This window comes from Pradoshia eiseniae (assembly GCF_002946355.1).
Classification (GTDB): Bacteria; Bacillota; Bacilli; order Bacillales; family Pradoshiaceae; genus Pradoshia; species Pradoshia eiseniae.
This window is the reverse complement of sequence record NZ_PKOZ01000001.1, coordinates 793,194-819,180: the sequence shown is the minus strand read 5'-3', so window position 1 is coordinate 819,180 and position 25,987 is coordinate 793,194. Positions and strand designations below refer to the sequence as shown.

The following is a 25,987-nucleotide window of genomic DNA, read 5'->3' as shown; positions in this document are numbered from 1 at the left end:
TCCTATTTCTTTACCGTGGTCCAGCCGTCCGCTTGGCTGACTTTTCCTTCTTTCATTAAACGTCCCAAGGCACGCTTGAACGCTGCCTTGCTCATACCAAAACGCTTTTGAATGTCCTCCGGGTCAGATTTATCCCAGTAAGGCATACTGCCCCCGCGGCTTTCCAAATAGGTCAGGATTCCTTCTGCATCCTCATCTAGACGCTCATGTGTTCGCGGCAGAAGGGAACCATTCAGACTTCCGTCTTCCTTGACGCCAATCACACGACCCTTAACGAGCTCGCCTAAACGAGGCTCGACAGAACGCTCACTTTCATGCACGAAGCAGCGATAGCCTTCCGTAGTCAGAATGAACGTACCAACCTTCAAGAGGCGATAGGCACGCCCTTCAAACTCCTTATTCATAAGTGATTGCGGAGCTGGTTGGCTTAATTCCTGTACAACTGTCTCTGTCGCGAGGCGTCCGAATAAACGGCCGCGACTATCGACCATAAGAGTTACGTAAAGTTCATCGCCAACCTCCGGCCAAATTCGTTTAATACGTGGAAGGTCGTCAGCAGAGATAAGCAAATCTTTCTGAAGGCCAATATTGAGGAAAACCCCATGACTTGGGTGAACATCCACAACCGGCGCCCATCCGTATTCCCCTTCTATAATGGATGGAAGGTGCATGGATGCGGTCAAGCGGCCTTCTTTATCATTGAACAAGAATACTTCAATCTCCTGGCCAATCTCAATCTCTCCAACAATCTCATTCGTATGGAGCAATACATCCTCTTCCCCATTAGAGAGGAAATAGCCGAAGGATACCTCCCTTTCTACTGTTAACTGCGCTTTCATTCCTGGTTGTAATTGATTCATTAACTTTCACCGCTTCCTTAAATTCAAAAATTGATTCATTTCATTATTACCTATTCTCCGATCAAATACGGACTTTTTGGGTCATGTTTTTGTTGATTTGACCGAACTAGCTTATCGCTTCTGACCGCATAGCAATAAGGGCATCCGAACGGACAAGTGTCATAGCTTCCCATATCAACCGACTCCATGCATCCGCATTCTGCCCGCTGATATTTATCCTTCTTTCCGCCAATTGTCCTGTTCAGCACCGTTTCTATGTGTGCTTGGTCTATACATGCTCCATGCCTGATTCCATATTTATCCAAATTCACCTGCTCCGAGCATGTCACAACAGACATCCCGTTAGCAGCTGCTATATCATTCAAGCCCTTAGCCAGGGCAGCTAGCCTGTCTGAGTTACTAGGATTGAGCCAGTCAGAGAACTGATACCCCTTCTCTGCCTCAATCCGGCTAAGTCTTCCCTTCGTCTTCGCATAAAAGTCCATGAAGCTGATAGTGACCCGACTCGTCCATCCCTTAAGCACATGAGCGACATCACCAAATACATCCAGATGATAATCAACATCCGTTTTGTCACTTAAGATGATTGGGTCATATCTCCAAACCATTTGCTCTGTGCCAATCCTCTCTGATATGCGCTGAAACGTATTAATCCGATAGGAGAGGCTTGGAACTCCAGGCTCAAGCTCTTCAGGATAATCATTCAATGTATAATGCATCAGTGGGGTATGGCCCATCTCCATAAGCTCCGGAAGATGGCGAAGGACAGGCCTTGGGTTCTTAGACCAAAACACGATTGCATCGACATCGTTCGGCGTCAAGGAAATTTGCTTTGTTTGCTTCCTGTTATACGGGTTGACTTTCATGAAATAGCCAGCCCTGATCCGATTCATGAACCATTCGGCATAAAACGCCGGGATGTCTGTACGCCTGCTCGCGCTAATGATCATTGTCCTTCTCTCCTTACCTTTATCTTAAACGGAAATATCCCTTTTGACAAAGAACCACCAAGCAACTCCATAAAAGAAGCAAAAATGAAATCCTAAGATTGCCAAGGAAAATGTTAAACTCATCTCATCATAGACTGGTTTGTTTCCGAAAAAATACTGATCCAGCTTCGTATTGGCAAATAAGAGCATCATCCCGCCCTTCCATTCTAGCAGGCGGGAGACCTCTGTCGCCAATTTCCCTCCGACTAAGGCTGCCATGCCGACACCGATGGAAAATGCGCCATTCTTGAAAACGGCAGATACCATATAAGTGAACGTCACAATCATCAAGGCCTCTGTAAAACCCGTTGCATAATTAAGCAAAATAGATCCGAACATATGCCCATTTGCCCCAAATCCTTCAAACCCAAACAAGAGGGTGCCAACAGCCATAGATAGGACGAACGTCAATATAAAAAGATAGAGCAGATAGAAAATGACGGTAAGCCATTTCGAAAATAATAACGCCGCCCGTGAAATGGGCCGTACCATAATCAGCTTTATCGTTCCATTTTGGAATTCATTTGATAGGATAGTACCTGCGACACCGATTCCCAAAAACGAAATGACCACCAATGTGCTAGCTATGATAGACATATAATTTAACATATTTCCATTGTTGACTTTCACTAAATCTAAAAAAAATATCGCAAGAAGGCAAATAATCACAGGCATGACCAGAAAGGAAAGCTGGACGAGACGATTTCTTGCCAGACGATAATGCTCATTAACCAGCATCGAAATCATTCTTTTTCAACCTCCTATCTGCCACCGATTGCAGAAACATCTGCTCAAGCCCTTGATTTTCATAAGCCAAATGATAGACATTTATTTGGTTATGGACAAGGAGGGCATTGAGGGCAGGGACTTCTGCTTTTTCAACCGCCAGCCGAATTTGTCCCTTGTCAGATGCTAGAACAGAATAACGCTCATTCAATAATACACATGCTTTTTCATGCTCGTCCGTTTCAATAACCAATACCTCTTCTTGCACGGTTTGTCTAATATCCAGCAGCCGCCCATCCTTCATAATGGCGATTCGGTCACAAAGCATTTCTACCTCAGATAGCAAGTGAGTGGATAGAAAGATAGCCGTCCCTTCCTCTCGGGCTAGACACAATAAATGCCCACGCAAATCATGAATTCCGCTCGGGTCGAGGCCATTGGTCGGTTCATCCAGTATGAGAAGCCTCGGTTTATGAAGAATGGCTTGGGCGATGCCGAGCCGCTGCTTCATACCAAGAGAGTATGTATCGACTTTATCGTGGATGCTTTCTTCAAGTCCGACGAGCCCGGCTACCTCAAGTATGCGTTCCTTTGTTATTCCTTTATATAGATTAGCGACCAGCCAAAGATTCTGCCAGCCTGTTAGATCCAAATAAAAGGCCGGATTTTCAATCACGGCACCCAATTCTCTGATTGCTGCTCGAAATGAGCTATTAATATCATGATTCATGATGCGGATTTCACCTTCAGAATGCTTCATCAACCCGCAAATCATGCGAATTAAGGTCGTTTTTCCAGCTCCGTTCGGACCAATCAAGCCAAATATTTCCCCTGCCTGAACCTCCAGGGTAATATCCTCCAGTATTTGCTGACGACCAATTTTCTTGCCAACTGCTTTTATATGAAGCACGGTTTTTACCATGTTCATTCCTCCCTCTGCAACACTCCCATTTTACACTATTTATATAACTTTTTCTTTATCGATTAATCAGCTTTCTTCCTCCATATAAAAAGGAACGGTATACGTTCCTTCACCTAGACACTTATCCGAGGATAAATGCCCCTTCTTCTTTGCTTGTCAGCTGAAGTCTATGCATGGCCCTTGTCATCGTCACGTACAGTAATTTTAAATCTGTTTCATTTTCTTCCCTATAAACTTCATCGTAACTGAAGGCGATGACGCAATCAAACTCAAGCCCTTTCGATAGATAAGAAGGAACGATGACTGCCTCATCCTTCGGAATGGACATCTTTTCTTCCAGCAGGCATGCCTTATACCCGTTCTCATGGAGCACTTTATGGGCAATCCTCGCATCACTCGCTGTTTTAGTAATGATAGCAAATGTATGGTAACCTTCTTCTCTCCACTTTGCCGTTTGTCTGGCAACGCCTTCTGCCCATTGCTCTATATTTTCGTATTGTATATACCGCGGCATTTCACCATGTCGGACAATCGGTTCAACGACTGGAAAGTCATAAGGCAGCTTATCGAGAAGCTTGTTTGCCTCATTCATGATTTCAATGGTGGTCCTATAGCTTTTTTTCAATTCTTTGTAGCTTGCACGCGGGAAGATTTTTTCTGAAATTTCCTTCCAGCTTGTAATGGAGCGATAGGAGTGAATCCCTTGGGCAAGATCGCCTACCAATGTGAACATATCGGTTTCAAGCGCTGTTTTTAAAGCGGCAATTTGCATGAAGCTATAATCTTGGGCCTCATCTATGACCACATTTTTGGCCCGATGGTCTGGATGAACCCCATAAAGCTTTGCATGCAAATAGAGAAGCGGACCAAGATCCTCGATTTCGTATTTCCTTTTTGCGAAGATTTGCTGGCTATAGGCACATAAATCTGCCGCATCCTCCATCATCAGCGCCCCTCCTGCATAATCATACATCCTTTCAGGATTGGAAAAGAGATCTTTATAATGGGTGAAGGTGCTGCTTTTCTTGACCAATCTGATATAGCGCGGGACAGTGTTCCTCAGCTCATCCTTAAAAGCTGTTAATCGCATGTCCTTTCGTTTTAAGACTTCTGAAATATAGGCTTTTCTCTTTCTCTCGTCCCCTTTGAAATTTAGCCCCTTCTCAATTTTGCCGTCATAATGGGCCGTGATTTTCTTTAGCATTTCATCCTTTTGCCGCTTCACCTGCTGCTGCAGCAGACTCTTCAGCTTGTCGACACGTTTATAGAGCGGCAGGTATGTATATTCCTTCGTAAGTAAATGATTTAATTTGCTGGCTGGGTAGAGCTTGAATTTATCGACCTTGAAATCCTCATGGAAATAAAGACCGCTTTTTATTTCCTCACAAAAATGGTCCAATATCTGCTGAAAAAGGGAACTTCCCTTAATTCTGGAAAGCTTAGCGGTCGAATTTCCTCCAGAAAGAACCTCCGTCAATTTTTCGTCTTTAGCGAGAGGGATTCTTTTCCCGATAGCCTCCTCGACATATTGGGCATAGGTTGCTTGCCGTACACGCTCAGCCCCCAAATCAGGCAAGGCTTCTTGTATATATTCCATGAAGAGGACAGTTGGTGTCAGTATCAATAAATCTGCCGGGTTAAATACATCCTTGTAATGGTAGAGAAAATAGGAGATGCGGTGCAGCGCGATTGTTGTCTTCCCGCTTCCGGCCGCTCCTTGAACAATGATTGGTTTATTAAGATCAGCCCGAATGATTTCGTTTTGCTCCTCTTGGATGGTCTCTACAATCTCTGTGAGCCGGCTCGCCGAGCTCTTCGCTAGAGTTTCCTGCAATAATTCATCCACCGTTGTCAAATCAATATCCCGCAAGTCCACAAGCTCGCCATCCTCAATCATCAGCTGGCGCTTTAACGTAATCTCTCCATCGTATGTTTCTCCCTCAGACGTATAGGAAACATGCCCTAGCCTTCCGTCATAATACAGATTGGCAATCGGAGAACGCCAATCAATAATCAGCTGCTCCTGATTGTCCCTCTGGAACAAAGAAGTCTTGCCTATATATAATCGTTCGGCTTGACCAGCCTCAGAAGGCACGAAATCCACTCGGGCGAAGTACGGTTTTGGCAAGGCGCGCTTCAGGCTCTCCCATTCATCATTGGACATTTGATAAAATGTGGCCGTCGTCAAAAGCTGGCCATATTCCGTATTTTCCTCCCAATCGGTATCGGCGAAGGTTTCCTTCATCTTCGCCAGAAACCGTTCCTTGCTCGTTCTCGCGGTATCAATTACAACGCTCATATATTGCCGGATAAATTCCAGCCTTTCCTGCTCAAGCTTAAAAGCTGATTCTTCCACAAAACTGCCCCCTTCCATCCTCTTTTAAATGAATAAATCACCCACGTCCATCCGATACTGTTTGCTAGAGGTGAGAAAAATGCACAAAACACAAATAGAAGCCATATTCATGGAAAATGGCCTTTCATCCCTTTATCAAACATATGAATACCCATTATATCTTCACGGACTCCTTGATGACAACGAATTTACCGAACAATTAGAGCTGTTCCTATCCTCCTATGATTTCCAGGATGAACCACTTCCATTCGACGCGTTCCTTTATCATTACCGCATCTTCAATCATATGCTGAAGCAAAGAGAGCGCTCAGAATTTCTTCCGTATAAGACACAATAAAACCAGACATTCTCCTCAGAAAGAGAATGTCCGGCAAAAGAGTCAGATGAGATAAGGTCCAAATAAACCAGTCATCATCAAAATGTTCAATCCTATATAGTATGAGATTCCGGCATATAGCCCAATATCTTTATCAGTCACATATTTATAGAGAAAATAAGATACGACTCCAATCACCAATGGCCATACGACCATGCTGTATGGGAAGGTCAGATAGGCCGGTGCCAGTGAAAACAATTGTTCTGATAAGACATTATTAAAAACGAATACGACCGTTACTATATAGATAATAACCCCGGCCGGTTCAGCCCAATTTTTATCCGTTTCAAAATCATCCCTTCGCACAAACGTCAACACTGCATAAAAGATTATAAGCGGGATGACCCATACAAATCCAAAGAAAATCATAACAAAGCTGCTGAAGATTCCGCTGATAAAATCATACATAGCTGTACGATAATCGTCCTTAGTCTTCGCCATCGTTGACTCAACATACTCATTACCGTTATAGGTGCCAAAGGTATGATACTCCTTGCCGTCAAAGGTTTGCCATAAGATATGGCTATCACCGGCCCAGCGAGGGTTCAAGCTAGTTTCAAGAGAGGTGCTTCTTCTCATTCCTATCCATTGGCCATCCTGGGTGGCATTCGCATAATAAACATTATACCCGGTCTTCTTTCCCTCTCTTTGCCCCTCCGATACGAATAAAAACTCTCGTCTGCCGTCAAGATACCGGAAATTGAAATACCGCGGATTAGCAAGCTTTGCCCCAGTTCTGCTATCTGCAAATAACATCTGCTCATTCCCGCTCACCTCCATATCTTTATGGCTGAAGGTGATGAGATTGGCCATATTGGTGCGTTCTCCTTGCGACATATTAAAGGATTCAATTAATATAGACCCTTCCTGGCCATTTGAATCATAAAGAATATTTTCAACCGTAGCACTATTAAAGGAAGACCAAGAGGTAAGCTCCAACAGATCGTTTCCTATGTATAAATAAAATTGATAATCCTGCGGTGTAGGATTAGTAGAAATAAGTACGCTGTCATCCCCGTTCGCAGTAGCAACATGACTGATTGGTGCCTTCATGGTAATCAGCAAGCTGGATTTATTAACGCTTGCCTTATAGGTAAAAACCTCTTTCTCTTTCCAATATATAATCTCCTCTTCACCAGGGTAAAAACAGACAACTCCTTCGTCTATGATTGCTGATTTCCCATTATCATATAATTGCAAATTGCCATCCTGTAAATATAAAATTCTCTGGCCATCCCCCCAAATCGGCGTGTTGATATCTGCATCAATCGGGATAATCGACTCATCGACTTTCTTGTAATTCTCATCCGATACGTTATACCTTACATCATTATCGCCCGGAACATAAGTATGAATCTTATCACCCTCAACAAAGCTGTATTGCTGCATAGGGTAAGTTGAAGCTCCATCCATTTGTGTTGCCCGTCCCCAGTCATCATCCGGCAAGGCAGTTGCTACATTAAGATTATAAAAGTAAAACAAACTAAAAAGAGCCAACAGAATGACTATTGGCAGCACCTTCGCCTTTTTGCTCACATTATTCCCCCTTTTCAATTCATAAATTTATAGGTATTTCTTCATTAATTATATCATCATTGTAAAAAAATGTATGATAATTTTAGAATTTTCTGACCGCGGTTTCACTACCCAAACGGAAATTAATGTGTTAACCTTAAACAAATATTAGTTAACTTATAATCAAGGAGGAAGAACCGTGAGCAGTTTAAAGACTAGAAATATGATGTTCATCGCCATGTATGCAGCCATTCTTTCCATTTTGGCTCAAGTCACAATCCCTCTCCCGCTCGTCCCGATCACAGGCCAGACGTTAGCGGTCGGCCTTTTTGCAACCATCATTGGTTCACGCTTCAGTACATATACGATTCTTGTCTACTTAGCTCTAGGGACCATTGGCCTTCCTGTCTTTGCCGGCTTCACGAGCGGTCTCGGTATAGTATTCGGACCGACAGGCGGCTACTTATTCGGATTCATTCCCGCCGCATTCCTGACCGGGTATTGGCTCGAAAGGAAAGGCTTCACAACCCCACATGCCATTGGGGCCAACTTATTGGGCATGGTAATCACCCTTGCCTTCGGGATGGCATGGTTGAAATTTGTCGCATCCATTTCCTGGAATGCAGCTTTTATGACAGGGTTTATGCCATTCCTTCCTGTGGGCATCCTAAAGGCTATTATAGCGGCATATTTAGGCATTCTGATTCGAAAACGACTCCTTTCAGCTAGACTGCTCCCCAGTACTTTATAAGAAAAAATTGGCAAACAAATTTCTTGCGAGTGAGGAAAAAAGGCAAATATCGCGAAAATGTGATAAAATGTGTTCTTATCGCACCGTAAAGGAGGTTTTCCATTGAAAAAGAAAGTATTGGCAATCGTCACAAGCCATGGAACCATGAAAAAAGATTCCGACAAGACCGGGTTATGGTTCAGTGAACTGGTACATTTCTATGATGTAGTCAGGGTTGCTGGCTTCCCTATCGATATCGTAAGCCTCAAAGGCGGCAAAGTTCCCATTGACCCGCGAAGCCTATTGCCGGTGTTAATGGACCAAACAACTAAAACATATCATCTCGACCCTTATTTCATTAGCAAGCTTGACCATTCCTTGTCACTGGATGATATTGATGGTCAGGAATATGATTGTGTCTTTTTCGCCGGTGGTCATGGAACGTTGTGGGATTTTCCAGAATCAAAAAAAATCCAGGAAATCACTGCTGCTATCTATGAAAATGGCGGTCTAGTAACAGCTGTCTGCCACGGACCTGCCGCATTGCTCCACACGCGATTAACTGATGGCACTCATCTCCTTGAGGATGTTGAGGTAACAGGGTATAGCAATATAGAGGAAAAGCTTATCTTCCAAGGAAGTAAGATCCCGTTCTATCTCGAGGATGAACTGCGTTCTGTAGCCAAATCCTTCAAGAAATCCACGATTCCGTTTACTAGTCATGTGATTGAAGACAAACGAATCATTACCGGGCAAAACCCGCAAAGCGCTCGCGCGGTAGGCGAGAAAACCTTAAAACACCTCCAAGCTCACGTTTATAGATAAGAAGCTTGCTATAGTGATCAATAAAAAGCCGATTCACTCCGTCCTGACAATCAAATCAGGAAGAACTGAATCGGCTTTTTCTGTCTCTATTAAAGAGGCAATATATAAAGAAAGATGGACAAGAAATGCAAAATTGACGCAACCAGCACCATTAAATGCCACACAGCATGATGATAGGGAAATCCTCTCCACACATAAAAAATCGATCCAAGCGTGTACAGCAGTCCTCCATAAATAAGCATCTGCAGCCCTATAGGAGGTACTGCATGGGATAGAGGCTCCCAGGCCACCACAATCATCCAGCCCATCACGATATAAATCAAGGTCGACATGATCATGAACTTCCTTAAGAAGAATGCCTTAAAGATAATCCCCAATACAGCTAATCCCCAAACCAGCGCCAAAAGGGTGTATCCGGTCTTTCCGCCTATCGCAATAACTGCATAAGGCGTATATGTTCCCGCAATGAACAAATAAATGGACGTATGGTCCAATAATTCCATGACCAGCTTAGCTTTCCCTTCCGGAAAGGCATGGCAGAGGGTCGAAAAGGTAAAGAGCATCAGCATGGATATTCCGTAAATCAGCACAATGGCAAGCCGTCCGTTTGCTCCGTTTACAACCGTATTAGAAACCATCAGCACTAAAGCCGCAATCGATAGGCATGCTCCTATCCCATGTGTAATAGCATTGACTACTTCTTCTTTTTTTGTATACGTATAGACACGATTCATGACATAACTCCCTTCATGTTTTCTTAGTCTATTCCCGATTTTTTTAGGTTTTTAGCATCAAAAACGACAAAATTTTCACCATTGCTCTGCTATTAACTTTCCATTCACCCTACTGTGTGATTTTTCTATGAAAGTTCCATCTTCCTTAATAACACGGGCCAAATCTGCATGATGTCAGAAGCAAGCATGGAGCTTGGCGCTTTTTCCTCTGCATAAAGCTCGGCTGTTTTTCCATGAAGATAAACAGCATTGGCTGCCATTGATGGTTGATATCCTTGAGAAGCCATGCCAAGCAGGATACCTGTCAATGTATCGCCTGTTCCGCCCTTTGATAGTCCTCTATTTCCTGTTACATTCACAAAACCAGTTCCGTCCGGAAAAGCAATAACCGTATTCATTCCCTTGAGAACGACTGTAACATGATGAGAGATTGCATAATCACTCGCTAGCTGAATTCGATTCTCATTCACTTCTGCAACCGTTTTGCCGGTTATTCTGGCCATCTCTCCTGGATGCGGTGTCAAAATAACCGGACTTTTCCGCCCCTTTGGATAGCTGCGTTCAGAAAGAGCCCCAGCATCCAGAATAACAGGGAATTCACTCTCTTCAAGAAAGTCGGTAATCAGGTTCTCTAGTGAATCATCCGGTTTTAGGCCAGGCCCTATCGCTACAGCTGCAATCTTGCTGATTGAGGGGTCTTTCCGCCATTGCGAATCTTCTCGATCAACATAGGTCGCCTCCGGCAGTGATATCACACAAGAATCAGCCACTGTTTTCTCAGTCGCCATCACAAGCTTCCCGACGCCAGCTCGCATGGCGCCCGTTCCCGCAAGTATGGCACAGCCTGGCATCTGCCTGCTTCCAGCAATCAGCAATCCAGTTCCAAACGTTCCTTTATGTGTATAATCCTTCGCAGCAGGCCAAGTACCGCGGACATCCTCCTCCGTCCAAACTCGAAATCGAGCCCGCTGAGGTAGCCCAATATCCACAATATGCAATTCGCCATAATAGGTGCCGGACGGATACAAGAAAGCAGAGGGCTTAGCGCCGTGAAGACAAAAAGTATGATCCGCCTGAAAAGCTGCCTCAACTCTTCCATGATTCGCCTCAACTCCTGATGGGATATCAATGGCGATTTTCAGTGCATTGGATTTCTTCCAGAAATCCAAGCATCCTATCATCTGTTTCGTAAATGGCGGTCTAAAGCCGATTCCGAACAATCCATCGATTAAGACATCATATTCCCCTTCCATTTCAGTGGAATAACGATACCCGCATGTTTTATAGTAATCCAAATGATCTTGGGCAACTCTAGAAGAAGGAAGCCCCAGCGGAAAAATCAATTCCGCCTTGTACCCATGGTTAAGCAAAAGGCGTGATAGCACAATTCCATCTCCGCCATTATTGCCGCCTCCTGCCAGGATGCCAATCCTCTGCTTCTTATGCAGCAGCTTGCTCATACCTTCAAACAAGGCATGTCCGGAATTCTCCATCAACGAAAAAATCGATAATCCGCTATCTTCAGCCAACCGATCACATTCTCTTATTTCTTCCGCAAAATAGATATTCACGTTCATCAACCCTCCTATGAAAATAGTATACAAAAATACTATCATATAATCTAAAAATTCAGTGTTTACTAAATTTACCCATCCGCTTTAACCATATAAACCAGACTCACTCGCAAGGATTATTGCTAATTCCATAAAAAAAAGACAGCTTTTTTGCTGTCTCCGACTTTAAACAAAATCCATTAAGGGTTTGGTCTAAAGTTTTTTTATACTCTCGCAACCTATTTGGACATGAAAGCTATTTTCGGCAGAATGGACTCAGCGAATCGTGGGGGAGCTGCTTTCGCCAGCTCGCCTCGGCAAGAGCTGTCATCAGCCTGCCTCCTTCTCCGTACCGAGAGTCTCGCCCATTCTGCCGATAATAGGAGTCTGCGCTTCATAAAAATAGCACTCATAAAACCAATATTACCCTTTTTCAGTATAATAGAGTTAACCTTTCTTACCATAGGTAATGATGACATGTTAACCAATATACCCTTAAAAACCGAGAACAATTAGAATGATTACATTGATGAAATTCATCATTTTAACTTGAAATTTTCAAATAAATCTATTTAAATATTCACTAAAAATTTTGTTCATAACTTTTGGTGTGTTCTCTAAATAAACATTAATTTGTACCATGTTCGATTCTACTTTATCCGATTTTCTTTCATCTGTTGGAAAATCAGATATACCTTTAATGATTATGCATTCAACATCATTCTTCTTACAGATATAAGCTATTGCACCTGCTTCTGTATCAGCTATCGTTATTTTGTTTTCCTTTAATTCTAAATAGTCCTTCCACATAACTACTGCTTTATCAGCGGTGGCAATTGTTCCAGTATAAAAATCAGTTCCATATTTTGATAGAGCGATATCGACTATGAAGGACTGTTTAATAAGAGGCTCGATTTCTTTTACTGTACAATCATATTGAACGGCTTTATCGGGTATAAATATATCCAAAATACTAAATTGATCATCTATTCCCGCACACGTTCCAGCAACGATAACTTTGGTTAAATTAAATTTAGAAATCATATACTGATTACCGCCAACGCCATTTACTTTTCTTACACCTGTACTATAAAAAATGAGTTTCGTATCATTCATTGTTCTTGTGAAATACTCGCCATACGGATAACTGAAACATTCGTTATCTTTTATGCCAAAGTACTCCAATGTCGCTTTAAATTCCCACTTCGTTGCAATACTTATTCCTACCATCAGCTTATCACCCTGTAAATATAATTTTTCACGATTGAGTGTCTATACACGGTCAGAATCCTTCTTTACTGTGTTTATCATCTATTCGTTATTAATATATAAATATCCTTTTACTACCTGTCCTCTTTTTTGTTCAAGAAGGCAGTACCTAATTTACTGTAAAAGCTCCCCATTTTATTCAAAAGCCGCAATATTTACGAAAACAGCTCATAAAAAAGGCATCCAGATTTAAATAATCTGAATGCCCTCCAGTCTCATATTTTAATGACTTTCGACTGCACTCAGCCGTTTAATGGATTGTATTTGTCCCAGATGCATTGCCTCATGATGAAGAAGCAAATGGAATAACTCTTCCCGGTCTTCAATCTTCAATCCAGGAATAGGACTTGAAATCTTCTCACTCCAATAGTCATCCGGCAAGTTTTCAATCCTTTTTTCCTGTGTTTCCAATTGCTTTATCAGTTCTTTCAATGACGGGGCACTTCGTTGCCAGCGCGATGGTGCTGTCCCGCTTTCAAAAAAGCTTGCATACAATTCCGGAACAGGAGATCCAGCCTTCGGATAACCAAATAGGAAGCTTTCTGCGCTTACTAAGAGATGACCAATCTGCCATCTTACTGTATTAGAGAATCCTTCCGGCTGAATATCCGCTTCAGCTTCAGAAAGATCACTTACTGACTCTTTCAATTTATTGCGTGTCAGATAAAATTGATTTTTCATCCCTGCCGTTTTCATCCTTTTCCCCTCCCGCTGCAACTATTTAGTCCACATAAGTGGCATCTATATTCATACCCGATTACAGCTTTTAGAAAACAAATGGAGCTTCTGATGAACGTTTCACACCCCTAACAAACCCTTCGATTTCCTCTTTATCTTTTTTGTGAAGAGCATTGACGATTTTGGATCCAACGATGATTCCATCACAAAACGCCAATAGGGCATTCGCCGTTTTCGGATTGGAAATGCCAAACCCGGCGTAGATCGGCACTTTGGTCAACCCCTTCAAATACTCTACCCTTTCTTGCAGATAGCGATATTCAAGCTCTGCCTTCTCACCTGTTATTCCATTAATGGTTACGGCATATAAAAAACCTTCCGCTTCATTGCTCAAATCCTCAAGCCGCTCTAAGGAGGCTGTTAATGGGACGAGCCGAATAAGAACAATACCCTCTCCCCTGAGAGGCTCCTTAAATAGGGCTTCCTCCTCAAGCGGAACATCCGGTATGATGCAGGCAGATACACCAGCACGCCTTGCCGCTTCTGCAAAGGTTTTTAGCCCCATCTGCAATACTGGATTTGCATAAGTCATAATGATAAGCGGAACAGAGAAATCATGCTCTGATAACACTTCAAGGATGCTTCGTAAATTAACCCCTTCCGTGAGCGCGCGAAGCCCTGCTTCCTGAATGCTTGGACCGTCAGCTACCGGATCGGAGAAGGGGATTCCGATTTCGATAGCGGAGGCTCCTAACCCCTCCAGATAACGAATCGTCTCAGGCAGCTTTTGCAGCCCTCCGTCACCAGCCATAATATAGGGAATGAAGCCATTTTCTCCGTCCTCTTTCAGATTCCGTAACTTCTCAGATAATTGATTGCTCATTTTCATATCCTCCCAGTTCTTTTATGACCGTGTCCATGTCTTTATCTCCTCTTCCAGAGAGGCAGACGATGATGGATTGATCTCTGCTCATATGCGGGGCTCTTTTCATAACCTCAGCGATGGCGTGGGAGCTTTCAAGCGCGGGCAGAATCCCCTCTTTTGACGTTAAAAGCATGAATGCCTCTAGCGCTTCTTTATCCAATATGGATGTATATTCCACACGGCCAGCATCCCTTAAGAAGCAATGCTCCGGTCCTACCCCCGGATAATCAAGTCCGGCTGAGATGGAATGTGCCTCCTGAATTTGTCCGTCTTCATTTTGGAGCAAATACATATAGGCCCCATGCAGGATTCCCTTTTTGCCTTTCGTGAGTGACGAAGCATGAAAATCCGTTTCCAGTCCTTTACCTGCAGCCTCAACCCCAATCAATTCGACTGCCGTATCAGCCAGGAAGTGATAAAACATACCCATTGCATTGCTTCCCCCGCCAATACATGCAATGACCACATCAGGCAATGCCCCTGTCAATGCCAGACTTTGCTCCCTTGCCTCCTTGCTGATGACACTCTGGAAATCACGCACAATCAAGGGAAAAGGATGCGGACCAAGGACAGATCCCATCAAATAATGCGTATCCTCGATATTAATAACCCAATAGCGCAAAGCCTCATTGACGGCATCCTTTAACGTCTTGCTTCCGGATGTAACCGGCACGACCTTTGCCCCTAATAGCTCCATACGGATGACGTTCTGTTTTTGTCGTTCCACATCCTTTTCACCCATGAAGATAATCGGTTCAAGACCGAGCAAGGCACAAACAGAGGCTGTCGCCACCCCATGCTGCCCGGCGCCTGTCTCAGCAACGACTCTCCTCTTCCCCATCTTTTTGGCAAGAAGTGCCTGACCAAGCGTATTATTGATCTTATGGGCCCCTGTGTGATTCAGATCTTCTCTTTTTAGATAAATGCGGGCTCCTCCCAGATGCTCCGTTAAGTTTTTCGCATAATAGAGAGGGGTCTCCCGGCCGACATAATCGCTCAAAAGCGATTGATACTCATCCAGAAAATCATCGCTCTTTCCAATTCGTTCATAGGCTTCCTCCAGCTCCTTTAAAGCTGGCATTAATGTTTCCGGTACATATCTCCCGCCATATTCCCCATACTTTCCGCTGCTTGCTTGTTCTGTTTGCATTGGCATTACGCCATCTCCTCTCTCTTCACTGCGTTCATAAAGTCGCCCATTAATTTAGGGTTCTTCACTCCGTTCGTTTCTACCCCGCTAGAGACATCCACCATATATGGCTTGATTATTTGAATGGCTTCACTTACATTTGCTGCATTTAACCCTCCTGCCAAGATAATCCTGTCAGTTCCCTCGCCAATTCCTTGAACCCGATCCCAATCAAAAGGGATTCCCATTCCGCCTCTTGCTTTGCCTCCTCCAGTGTCTAGAAGATAATAATCAGCCGTTCCGTACTTGTTGAGGTCAACCTTCTCTCCCTCTATCACAGGTATGGAGCGGATAAGGGGCAAACCAATGGACTCATAATCACGGGTGTGTTCGTCCCCATGCAGCTGAATGGCGCCTAGATTGCAGAATCTCGCAATGTCTCGCACCATCAATGGATGCTCATTCACGAAAACCCCTACCTTCAAGCATTCACCCGGTACTTCTTCCGCGATTGACCTGACAATGGCTGGACTCACTCTCCTTTTGCTCTTAGCAAAAACAAACCCTAGTGCATCGGCTCCAAGCCGGACTGCAGCTCTGGCATCCTCCCTCGTCTGAATGCCGCATACTTTGACCTTCATTACAATGGCCTTCTTTCAATTCGATTAATCTGTGCTAGCAACTGTTCAGGATTAGGATGCTTCATGCACGCTTCCCCCACGAGGACAGCATCTGCTCCAGCAGCGGCGATGCGCTCACAATCTTCTACGCTCTTTATTCCGCTCTCACTGACTATGATGATGTCAGGATCTGTAATGAGGCGCATGAGGGACTCCGTTGTCGATAAATCCGTTGAAAACTCATGCAAATTACGATTATTAATGCCTATCAGCTCGGGCTTCAAGGACATTGCCAATTCTAGATCTTTTTCATCATGAATCTCTAATAGAACCTCAAGACCTAACCGAATGGCATGCTGATATAAAGTGTGGAGCTTATCCTTCTCAAGAACACGAACGATGAGAAGGATCATTCCCGCCCCTGCTTGATAAGCCAGGTTGATTTGGATCGGCTCAATGATGAAATCCTTGCACAGGACTGGCACTTCCACCTCTGCGGCTACGGCTTCTAAATCTCTTATATGCCCATTGAAATAAACCTCATCCGTCAAAATAGATATCCCATCCGCCCCGCCAGTGACATACTTTCCGGCCATAACGGTAGGAGCAACTGAATGATTAATGACGCCAAGAGATGGGGATGAACGCTTAAATTCAGCGAGTATGCCAAGCGTTCTCTTATTGCGCACTCGTTCGGTAAAGCTTAGTTTCTTTTTCCGCGCCGGCTTGGGCTTTTCCCTTAATTCAAGCTGATGACTCTTTAAATACTCTTGCTTGCTTTCGATGATTTTCGTTAAATAATTTGACATTCGCTCTCCCCCATCCTGACTTCCTCTTGCCTTAATGCCTCATATTTCTGAAATGCTTTTTTCGAATCAATTAATTCAGCCGCTAATTGTACTCCCTCCACAAATGTTGCTGCTTTTTCCCCTACGTATAGCCCAATACCAGCATTTAAAAGGACAATGTCTCGATAGGCCGATTTTTCGCCTCTTAATAAACGAACGAGAATTTCGGCATTTTCTTCAGGGCTGCCCCCTTTGATGGAGTCATTCGCTCTCACTGTCAACCCAAGCTCTGAAGGGTGAAGATTAATTCGCTTCATTTCATTCTTATTGACCAAGACAATCGCATTATCACCCGCAAGTGACGCTTCATCCATTCCCCCTGCACCGTGAATGACTGCAGCCCTCTTCCTGCCTAATTTCATTAATGCTCTCCCATATACCTCTAAGAGACTTTCGTCGTAAATACCGACCATCTGATAGTCGAGCGGGACAGGGTTTGTCAATGGTCCGATAACATTGAAAATGGTCGGAATCCTCAGCCGCTTTCGTACAGCAGCGATGCTCTTTAAGCTTGGGTGGATATGCCCCGCATTCAGGAACACTAAATTGTTCTCAGCCAAGAGCCTTCTCGCCTGTGCCTCGTCATTGATGGTATTGATGCCCAATGCCTTAAGAACATCCATGCTGCCAGAGCGGCTCGTCATATTCCGGTTACCGTTTTTGGCCACCTTTATGCCTGCAGCTGCGAGAATAAAAGCGGCCGCCGTACTGATATTAAAGCTGTTGCTATGGTCGCCTCCTGTCCCGCAATTATCCATCGCACCTGTAATATCGGAGAGATGATGACTGGATGCCTGACGAATGGTTTCCGATATAATATAAAGATCCTGCTCATCCGCCCTATGGTCAGGATGGTTCATCCCCATCAGAAAAGCCGCAATTTCTGCTTCAGAACAAGCTGGAGTCATAAGAGCCTTTATGGCCTCTTCAAGGTTTTCTCCCCGAACTTTCTCTCCCTTACTTAAACCGAGTAAATATTCATGCATAGATTGCTCTCCCCTTTCGATTCAATTGAAAAAAATTCGTTAATAACTGCTTGCCGACCGGTGTACCAATGGATTCAGGGTGAAATTGAACGCCATAAAGCGGATATTCCTTATGGGCAATAGCCATAATCTCCCCGTCATCGAGAGAGAAAGCGGTTAGCTCAAAACATTCAGGCAGGCTATTTCGCTCAATGACAAGCGAATGATATCTCATCGCATCAAAGCATGGTGCAATCTCTTCGAATAATTCTCCGGATTGATGGGTTATTGGGGAGCATTTTCCATGCTTGATTTCCTTGGCCTGTGTAATAATTCCCCCAAAGAGCTGGCCAATTAACTGATGCCCGAGGCAGACGCCTAGAATAGGAATCTCCTCATAAAAGGCATTGACCACCTCAGCACATACCCCGCTGTCTTCTGGCCGTCCAGGACCCGGAGAGAGGATAATCGCATCTGGCTGCATCATAGCCACCTCACTGACGGAAATCGCATTATTCCGTCTCACCTCCACCTCTTTTCCAAGCTCCAAACAAAGCTGATAGAGGTTATACGTAAAGGAATCAAAATTATCGATAAGTAAAATCATTTAGCCCTGCCTCCTTCACTCCTGCTTTATGCAGTGTTTCATGCCATTCATTTTCCGGAATGGAATCATGGACGATTCCTGCTCCTGCTTGCTGATGAATCATCCCATCCTTCACGACCGCCATCCTGATCGCAAGCGCTAAATCGCTGTTCCCTTCGAAGGAAAAGTAGCCGACACCGCCGCCATATACCCCTCTTTTTTCCTGTTCATAGGTGGATATGAGCTCCATTGCTCTGATTTTCGGCGCTCCTGATACAGTTCCTGCAGGAAGGCAGGCTTTCACGGCATCTGCGGGATGAATATCCTCTGCGAGCGTCCCTGTAATCTCTGAAACTAAATGAATCACATTCTTATATTTTTCAATCTCCATGAATCGATTCAGCAAGATGCTCTCTTTACGGCATATCTTGCCGAGGTCATTTCTGGCTAAGTCAACGAGCATCAAATGCTCCGCTTTTTCCTTTTCATCGGAGAGCAAGTCCCTTATCAGCTGCTCATCCTCTCTATTCGTACTTCCTCTTCTCCGTGTCCCGGCGATTGGATTGGAATGCACGATGCCCTGATCAACAGCTAGCAGCCGTTCAGGCGAGCATCCTAGAACCTCATAGTTTTCGAAGGGAAGATAGAAACTGAAGGAGGAGGGATGCTGAGCCTTAATCTTCAAAAAATACGTCAAGCTATCACCTTTGAATTCTCCTGACCATCTCTGCGATAGGACGGCTTGAAAGATATCCCCCGCCCTGATGTGACTTTTTATAGAATCGACAGCTTCCATAAAGGAGGCCTTCGTAAAGTTACTGCTTAATAAGCCAATAGAATAAGAGGGTTCTGCTCGCCTGCTAAACGAAGCCTGGTCAAGAACACTAGCCATTCGTTTTTCTGCTTCATTCGCCTGAATCGGACTGCCATAATGAACATGAACCTGCTCGCACTCCTCTCCTTTTGCCCCGCTGAAAATGAAATAGTCTGAATGAAACAGCAGATGAAGGTCATTCATATCAAGCAAGTCTAGCTCCGGCACATTCAAGTTCTCAAACTGAAAGCTATACGAATAGCCAATATAGCCAATCGCTCCTCCTGAAAAGGGAAGACAGGATTCACTCTCCGCATGGCCATCAATCCAGTGCTGGAGGTGTTTTTGGGCATCCTCCGTGACCGTTTCTACTCTGCCGCGAGACTTAACCGTCATGATTCCATTCTTTTGAGAAAGCTCGGCATGCACATTCAATGCAAGTATTCTTACCCTCCCATGCTGAAGTGACGGAAAATCCAATATAGCAATGCCCTTCATTTTTTCGAGCTCAGCTGCTCGCGCTCTCTCTTCTCCCGAAATCGTTCGTCTAAATACATGGCGCTCTTTCATCCAAATCCCCCTCCAAATAAAAAATCCTCCATAAGCAAAAAACTATGCTTATGGAGGACGTATGATCGTGGTGCCACCCCCGTTGGGACTCTGTTCAGGTACGGAAAAATATTTCGATACCCTATCCTTTTAACGGCGGAAACCCGGATCTCCCTACTGACAGTTCAAGAGATCACTCGAAAGCCCATTCACGAAAAGCCAGCATACCGGATCTCACCAATTCCGGCTCTCTGTTATGCATCACTTAACGCTACTCCTCTTTCTTTACGCTATAAACAATATTTGATTGTACGCAAAAAGGGTCTTCCATCCTTATTAGATAAGGACGGAAGACCCGCGGTGCCACCTTAATTGATTGTCCAAAAGAACAATCCGCTTTAAAGACAGCTAGCTTCAACTGCCTGGCCTATTGTAACGATTGCCACCACCGTTCAGCGCATACTAATCCTCAGATGTTCTGCCTGAAAGCTCAGAAGTCCATTCGCCAAAGAATTCGTACCGGTTCCCACCAAACACCGGCTCTCTAAAACTCCTTCAAAGGTTACTCCTCTTCCTCATCGCCTGTAAATGATTCAATTAAACGAAATGCTGGTTATCCAGAATAATCCAGCGGTTTTTATTATCATAATTTAATAATTCTGAATTGTCAACCTAATATTTACTAAAAAAGAGAACAGCTAGATTACTGGCTATTGTCTCAAGTTATATACAAAATCCAGCTAGGATTAAGTCTACAGTTTTTTATGTTCTAAAATTAAATTCGTATATAAAAGCTACTTTTTGCAGAATGAGCTCGCTTTCCGCGAGCAAGCATCGAGCTTCCTCGCGCTTCGCACTGTGAGGTCTCGATTTGTTAGCTTTTCCGTGCCGAGAGTCTCGCCCATTCTGCCAAAAGTGAAGAAAATGGCCAATTAGTTGTCGAAAACATCAAAAGGGATTAAAAAAGAAAACAGCCTAGTTAAAGGCTGTTTCTCTTATTCTATCAACCTTCAAGCAATAAGCTTTCAGGGTCTTCAACCAATTTCTTGATATTGGCTAAGAAGCTTACAGCTTCCGCTCCATCAACGATTCGGTGATCATAAGATAGCGCAATGTACATCATAGGGCGATTTTCGATGGTTGTCTCATCAATCGCGATTGGGCGAAGCTTAATACCATGCATGCCTAGAATACCTACCTGTGTACCATTTAGGATAGGTGTTGACATGAGGGATCCAAATACACCGCCATTTGTGATCGTGAATGTACCGCCTTGAAGATCTTGAAGAGCTAATTTATTGTCACGCGCTTTTTTCGCAAGGTTACCGATTTCTTTTTCGATCTCTGCGAAATTCATACGGTCTGCGTCTCTAACGACTGGTACAACCAAGCCTTCAGGAGCAGATACAGCCACGCCGATATCGTAGTATTTCTTGATAAGCAGCTCATCGCCTTGGATTTCTGCATTCAGCATCGGGAATTTTTTCAATGACCCGACAACCGCTTTTGTAAAGAAGGACATAAATCCGAGCTTCACATCATTTTCTTTCAAGAAGGCATCTTTGCGTTTGTTGCGCAAATTCATAATGTTAGTCATGTCAACTTCATTGAAGGTTGTCAGCATTGCTGTATTATGCTGAACCTCAACCAAGCGTTTCGCGATAGTTTGACGTCTTCTGGACATTTTCACGCGTTCTTCCGGTTTGCCGGATGGAGCTGGTTGAGCCGCTTTCGCCTCAGGAGCTTTTTTCGGCTCAGGCTTCGCGCTCTTCGGTGCCTGTGCTTTAGTTGGATCGTATGATTCCACATCTTGCTTGCGCACTCTTCCAAGAGGGTCTACAGTTGGTACTTCTGATAAATCAATGCCTTTTTCACGCGCTAGTTTTCGTGCAGAAGGAGAAGCGACTGGCTGTTGTCCTTTTTTCACTTCTTCTTGTGCAGGTGCTTGGGAGCTTTGCTGCTGCTCTTCTTGAGGTGCTGCTGCCTGTTTTGGCTCTTCTTTCTTCTCAGCCGGAGCACTGCCTCCGCCATCGCCATCCACGATAGCAATTGCTTCACCGACTAATACAGTGTCGCCTTCCTCTTTCAGTTGTTCTTTCAGCACACCCGCATACTCAGAGATGATTTCAACATTTACCTTGTCTGTTTCCAGTTCAACAATATAATCACCTTTTTCAACGGTGTCACCCGGTTGTTTAAGCCACTGGGCGATTGTTCCCTCTGTAATTGATTCTGCTAATTCTGGTACGATAACTTCTGCCATTATTGTTCTCCTCCTCTATTCGCGTGTTAATGCACTTGTGATGATATGGTTCTGAATTTTTTTGTGGATAGTTGGATCTCCCTCAGCCGGAGATGAACGTCGTCTTCTTCCGATATAATCCACTGTTACCCCTTCAGGAGAAGCCGCACGCAAACGCGGTTCTACGAATGTCCATGCACCCATATTCTTCGGCTCTTCTTGCACCCACTTGATTTCTTTCAAATTCGGATAGGAAGCAAACAGTTCTTGAACACCTGCAAACGGGAATGGATAAATCTCTTCGATTCTGACAATATGAAGCCAGTCCATATCCTCTTTTCCATCGACTGCTTGCGCAAGATCAATCGCCATCTTTCCTGTTGTACAGACGATTCTTTCAACAGCATCCTTATTTTTCCCAAGGCCAGGCTGTTCGATGAAGGATTTGAATTCTCCTTCACTGAATTCTTGAGGTTCACTCGCAAAGATTTGATTTCTCAATAAGCTCTTTGGTGTCATCAATACAAGCGGACGCACCTCTTCTTTGCCAAGAATAGCCGCCTGCCTTCTTAAAATATGGAAATATTGAGCTGCACTGCTCAAATTCGCCACTGTCCAGTTATTCTCTGCCGCAAGTGAAAGGAATCGTTCAAGGCGGGCGCTGGAATGCTCTGGCCCTTGTCCTTCATATCCGTGCGGAAGCAGCATGACAAGACCGGATTTTTGTCCCCATTTCGCCCTTCCAGCTGCGATAAATTGATCAAAGAATACTTGTGCCGTGTTGGCAAAGTCACCATATTGGGCTTCCCATAAGACGAGTGTATCTTCTGAATACACATTATAGCCGTACTCAAAACCGATAACCGCTGCTTCAGATAACGGGCTATTATGAATAGCAAAGGATGCTTTCGCACCATCTAGTGTATGAAGCGGAGAGAAGGTTTCTCCTGTATCAGGGTCATGAAGCACGAGATTGCGGTGCGCGAAGGTTCCGCGCTCTGAATCCTGTCCTGTCAGCCTGACTGGCGTACCATCCTTCAGAATAGATGCAAAGGCAAGAACCTCAGCCAATGCCCAGTCCACTTTATTGCCTTCATTCAATGCATCGCTTCTTCTCATCAAAATCTTATCGAGCTTTTTGAAGACATTGAAATTATCAGGACGCTTGAGCAAATCTTGATTGATTTTTTGCAATTCCTCAAGACTTACCTTCGTTTCAACGGCCGGAATTCCAGACTCAATGACCTTCGGCACATCGGCATCCTCAAGATTGCCATCCTGCTTCTCGCCGACTTGATCATAATAATCTTTCAGCATCGCCGCATGCTCATCAACATAGCGCTGTGCCTCTTCCTTCGTGATAACACCTTGCTCGACCAAGCGCTCTGCATATACCTCCCGAGGAGTTGGGTGGGCATGCACAAGCTTGTACATTTCCGGATTAGTCGTCATCGGCTCATCCATTTCGTTATGACCGAATCGTCTGTAGCCGATTAAATCAATCAAGAAGTCTTTTTTGAATTTTTCTCTATACTCATACGCTACAAGAGCTGCCGCAAGGACCGCTTCCGGATCATCCGCATTGACATGAATGATTGGAATTTCGAACCCTTTTGCAAGGTCAGATGAATACCTTGTAGAGCGGGAATCTCTGCTCTCTGTCGTGAAGCCAATCATATTGTTGGCAATAATATGAATGGTTCCGCCCGTTTGATAGCCATTCAATTGACTTAAGTTGAGCGTCTCTGCAACAACACCCTGACCAGGGAATGCCGCATCTCCATGAATAATGATCGCCATGCTGGCTTTTGGATCATGGACCGGATATCCGCTTTTCGTACGGTCGTCCTGAGCTGCTCTTGTGAAACCATTGACAATTGGGTTTACAAACTCAAGGTGACTAGGGTTATTGGCAAGTGAAATAACCGCTTCCCTTGTATTTTCTTCTTTGATTTTCCTGCCCGCACCAAGATGATACTTCACATCTCCTGTCCATCCGAAGGTAACCCCGATTGAACCTTCCGAAGGTACGAGTTCCTTGTTTGGCGCATGCTGAAACTCAGAGAATATATTTTTATATGGTTTACCCAAAACATGGGCAAGCACATTCAATCTTCCTCTGTGAGCCATTCCGATATTAATGGACTTCGTTCCGCCTCGAACCGATTTAGAGACAATTTCATCTAAAAGCGGCACAAGGGAATCGACACCCTCTATAGAGAAACGCTTCTGGCCAACAAAGGTTTTATGAAGGAACTTCTCAAATCCATCTACCTCAGTCAAACGTTTCAGGACTCTCTTCTTCTTCTCATCTGGAAGCTTAAATCCTGAAGCCGTGCTTTCGACCATTTGCGTGAGCCATTTCTTTTCTTCAAGGTCATGAACATGATCCAATTCAAATGAAATCGTCCTCGTATAAAGCATTTTCAAATATTCAATAGCTTCATAGCCATTTGTATATTTTTTCGGTATAAATTCGCTAATAATCGACGCTGGCATCGCTTTCAAATCCGCGGTCGTCAAACCATACTGTTTCAAATCAAAGTCGATGCCATTTCGTTCCCTCTTAAATAGAGGATAAATATCCGCGGCCAAATGACCATTCGTGCGAATATCCTCTGCCAGTTTCACTGCTTGTGCAACCTTATAAAGAAAATCGGTTGCTTCATACCCCTTCGCAGTAAACGCTTGTTTGCCGTTCTCATTTACTTGACCAGCTTCCTCAAAAACCGGAGGCCCCCACTGCTCAAATAACCTCGCTAATTCCGGATCCACCGAATCTGGATCCGTTTCGAAAACTTCGTACATTTCCTGAACATATCCCAAGTTAGGACCTTGAAAGTCTAGCCAAGGGTTTGTCGTATCAGGTGTATTAGGTTTCATCAAGAAATCCCCCTGTTATCCTTTGTTTTGTTTTACACTCACGACCAAAATACTATATTGTAATATCTTTTTCAAAAAAGTCGAAAGGATAAAACATTTCCGACATTATTCTACCATGATTTGGCTCCAACACTCAAAGTTTTGAACTCAAAATTGAAAAGATTATGAACTTTATTGATGAAAAGAATGATATTGATGTAATAATGAATAACTATTCAGTTCATAGAGGATGAATTGCTCAAAGCTTGGCAGAGTACTAGTCAGCATTGTGACAAATAGAGCTTACGCAAGAAAATAGATGATAAAACCAATTAATCTATGCCATACGGGAAGAAATCTATGTAATTTAGTCAATTAACAAAGACGATTAAAATATTTTATTGATGTTTTATAGTGTGAGTACAGGCGTCCTTTCTATAAAGATTGCATGATTAATGCCTTAACTGGTTTAAACGGAATACCTCGTTTTATCTTGTTATAGAAGGAGTGTATTTACCCTTGTTAAAAAATCGACCGTTCTATGATTAAAGACCTTTTCTTCAAGATATACAGCTTTTGATTCAATTTCCATAGACGGCCCCTTTGTTTTTCCATCAACTGTATATATTAAGGAAATCTATACAAATCCAGAAGATAGACAATCTGCCTAATAATGCTTTGACGATATTTCACATCATTCAATTCCGTGAATTAACCCAAAGGCTATCAAAGTATAAAAAGCTTGAAAATTATTCTGTAATGACTTTTGTTCCATCTTTCAAGCTCTTTGCTTTTAATGACATCTTCTCTTGCCTCTTTACATGAAAGGATGTCTGCAGAATGCTCGTTTTCAGAATTATGGCAAATTAGCCAGAAACTATCTAAATAAGCAATCTTCCCATAATAAGCCCATC

23 protein-coding genes and 2 other annotated features are annotated in these 25,987 nt (G+C 43.7%); of the genes, 3 read left to right on the top strand and 20 right to left on the bottom strand.

Going from position 1 to position 25,987, the window contains the following annotated elements:
• Positions 1-2: 2 nt before the first annotated feature.
• The 5 genes from CYL18_RS04075 to helD form a co-directional block, all read right to left on the bottom strand.
• Positions 3-860, bottom strand: a complete 858-nt coding sequence (locus tag CYL18_RS04075; RefSeq protein ID WP_104848155.1) for a CvfB family protein — start codon at positions 858-860, stop codon at positions 3-5.
• A gap of 50 nt (positions 861-910) precedes the next feature.
• A complete protein-coding gene (locus CYL18_RS04070) occupies positions 911-1,810 on the bottom strand; it encodes a DUF1848 domain-containing protein (RefSeq protein WP_104848154.1) in 900 nt (299 codons plus the stop codon).
• A gap of 24 nt (positions 1,811-1,834) precedes the next feature.
• A complete protein-coding gene (locus tag CYL18_RS04065; protein ID WP_104848153.1) occupies positions 1,835-2,596 on the bottom strand; it encodes an ABC transporter permease in 762 nt (253 codons plus the stop codon).
• On the bottom strand, positions 2,577-3,497 hold the full coding sequence (locus CYL18_RS04060; RefSeq protein ID WP_104848152.1) for an ABC transporter ATP-binding protein: 921 nt from the start codon (positions 3,495-3,497) through the stop codon (positions 2,577-2,579). Before CYL18_RS04060 ends, CYL18_RS04065 begins: the two co-directional genes overlap by 20 nt.
• Positions 3,498-3,618: 121 nt before the next feature.
• A complete protein-coding gene (helD, locus tag CYL18_RS04055; protein WP_236636222.1) occupies positions 3,619-5,853 on the bottom strand; it encodes an RNA polymerase recycling motor HelD in 2,235 nt (744 codons plus the stop codon).
• A 79-nt stretch (positions 5,854-5,932) separates the two neighbouring features.
• Between helD and CYL18_RS04050 the strand changes: the two genes are divergently transcribed.
• Positions 5,933-6,190 carry a hypothetical protein gene (locus CYL18_RS04050; protein WP_104848150.1) on the top strand — a complete coding sequence of 86 codons (258 nt, stop codon included), beginning with the start codon at positions 5,933-5,935 and terminating at the stop codon, positions 6,188-6,190.
• 42 nt (positions 6,191-6,232) lie between these two features.
• Here the strand turns inward: CYL18_RS04050 and CYL18_RS04045 are convergent, their stop codons facing one another.
• Positions 6,233-7,765, bottom strand: a complete 1,533-nt coding sequence (locus CYL18_RS04045; protein ID WP_104848149.1) for a hypothetical protein — start codon at positions 7,763-7,765, stop codon at positions 6,233-6,235.
• A 178-nt stretch (positions 7,766-7,943) separates the two neighbouring features.
• On the opposite strand from CYL18_RS04045, the gene CYL18_RS04040 reads away from it, so the two are divergent.
• Both CYL18_RS04040 and CYL18_RS04035 read left to right on the top strand, forming a co-directional pair.
• Positions 7,944-8,495, top strand: a complete 552-nt coding sequence (locus CYL18_RS04040; RefSeq protein ID WP_236636221.1) for a biotin transporter BioY — start codon at positions 7,944-7,946, stop codon at positions 8,493-8,495.
• 102 nt (positions 8,496-8,597) lie between these two features.
• A complete protein-coding gene (locus tag CYL18_RS04035; RefSeq protein WP_104848148.1) occupies positions 8,598-9,299 on the top strand; it encodes a type 1 glutamine amidotransferase domain-containing protein in 702 nt (233 codons plus the stop codon).
• Positions 9,300-9,388: 89 nt separating this feature from the next.
• Here CYL18_RS04035 and trhA read toward each other — a convergent pair whose 3' ends face one another.
• From trhA to sucA, 14 genes are all read right to left on the bottom strand, one after another.
• Positions 9,389-10,033, bottom strand: a complete 645-nt coding sequence (trhA, locus tag CYL18_RS04030; protein ID WP_104848147.1) for a PAQR family membrane homeostasis protein TrhA — start codon at positions 10,031-10,033, stop codon at positions 9,389-9,391.
• A gap of 125 nt (positions 10,034-10,158) precedes the next feature.
• Positions 10,159-11,610, bottom strand: a complete 1,452-nt coding sequence (locus tag CYL18_RS04025) for an NAD(P)H-hydrate dehydratase (RefSeq protein WP_161497075.1) — start codon at positions 11,608-11,610, stop codon at positions 10,159-10,161.
• A gap of 215 nt (positions 11,611-11,825) precedes the next feature.
• Positions 11,826-11,984 (bottom strand): hypothetical protein, encoded by a 159-nt coding sequence (locus tag CYL18_RS19215; protein WP_161497074.1) that lies wholly within the window; start codon positions 11,982-11,984, stop codon positions 11,826-11,828.
• Between the two features lie 160 nt (positions 11,985-12,144).
• Positions 12,145-12,816, bottom strand: coding sequence for a 5'-methylthioadenosine/S-adenosylhomocysteine nucleosidase family protein (locus CYL18_RS04015; protein ID WP_104848144.1), 672 nt, complete (start codon positions 12,814-12,816; stop codon positions 12,145-12,147).
• A 261-nt stretch (positions 12,817-13,077) separates the two neighbouring features.
• Positions 13,078-13,551 carry a DinB family protein gene (locus tag CYL18_RS04010; RefSeq protein WP_104848143.1) on the bottom strand — a complete coding sequence of 158 codons (474 nt, stop codon included), beginning with the start codon at positions 13,549-13,551 and terminating at the stop codon, positions 13,078-13,080.
• A 70-nt stretch (positions 13,552-13,621) separates the two neighbouring features.
• On the bottom strand, positions 13,622-14,416 hold the full coding sequence (gene trpA, locus CYL18_RS04005; RefSeq protein WP_104848142.1) for a tryptophan synthase subunit alpha: 795 nt from the start codon (positions 14,414-14,416) through the stop codon (positions 13,622-13,624).
• A complete protein-coding gene (trpB, locus tag CYL18_RS04000; RefSeq protein WP_104848141.1) occupies positions 14,397-15,614 on the bottom strand; it encodes a tryptophan synthase subunit beta in 1,218 nt (405 codons plus the stop codon). Before trpB ends, trpA begins: the two co-directional genes overlap by 20 nt.
• Positions 15,614-16,228: a phosphoribosylanthranilate isomerase gene (locus CYL18_RS03995; protein ID WP_104848140.1), complete on the bottom strand. Its 615-nt coding sequence runs from the start codon at positions 16,226-16,228 to the stop codon at positions 15,614-15,616. The genes trpB and CYL18_RS03995 overlap by 1 nt, the downstream gene beginning before the upstream one ends.
• Complete coding sequence (gene trpC / locus CYL18_RS03990; RefSeq protein WP_104848139.1) at positions 16,228-17,016, bottom strand: indole-3-glycerol phosphate synthase TrpC; 789 nt, start codon at positions 17,014-17,016, stop codon at positions 16,228-16,230. Before trpC ends, CYL18_RS03995 begins: the two co-directional genes overlap by 1 nt.
• On the bottom strand, positions 17,001-18,041 hold the full coding sequence (gene trpD / locus CYL18_RS03985; RefSeq protein ID WP_104848138.1) for an anthranilate phosphoribosyltransferase: 1,041 nt from the start codon (positions 18,039-18,041) through the stop codon (positions 17,001-17,003). Before trpD ends, trpC begins: the two co-directional genes overlap by 16 nt.
• Entirely contained in the window at positions 18,034-18,627 is a 594-nt protein-coding gene (locus CYL18_RS03980) for an anthranilate synthase component II (protein ID WP_104848137.1), read from the bottom strand. Before CYL18_RS03980 ends, trpD begins: the two co-directional genes overlap by 8 nt.
• Positions 18,608-19,990 carry an anthranilate synthase component I family protein gene (locus tag CYL18_RS03975; protein ID WP_104848136.1) on the bottom strand — a complete coding sequence of 461 codons (1,383 nt, stop codon included), beginning with the start codon at positions 19,988-19,990 and terminating at the stop codon, positions 18,608-18,610. The genes CYL18_RS03980 and CYL18_RS03975 overlap by 20 nt, the downstream gene beginning before the upstream one ends.
• A gap of 50 nt (positions 19,991-20,040) precedes the next feature.
• Positions 20,041-20,266 (bottom strand) — a binding site (T-box leader).
• Between the two features lie 42 nt (positions 20,267-20,308).
• Positions 20,309-20,557, bottom strand: a binding site (T-box leader).
• A 415-nt stretch (positions 20,558-20,972) separates the two neighbouring features.
• Positions 20,973-22,232 carry a 2-oxoglutarate dehydrogenase complex dihydrolipoyllysine-residue succinyltransferase gene (odhB, locus tag CYL18_RS03970; protein ID WP_104848135.1) on the bottom strand — a complete coding sequence of 420 codons (1,260 nt, stop codon included), beginning with the start codon at positions 22,230-22,232 and terminating at the stop codon, positions 20,973-20,975.
• 15 nt (positions 22,233-22,247) lie between these two features.
• Positions 22,248-25,094 (bottom strand): 2-oxoglutarate dehydrogenase E1 component, encoded by a 2,847-nt coding sequence (gene sucA, locus CYL18_RS03965; protein ID WP_104848134.1) that lies wholly within the window; start codon positions 25,092-25,094, stop codon positions 22,248-22,250.
• Positions 25,095-25,987: the final 893 nt, after the last annotated feature.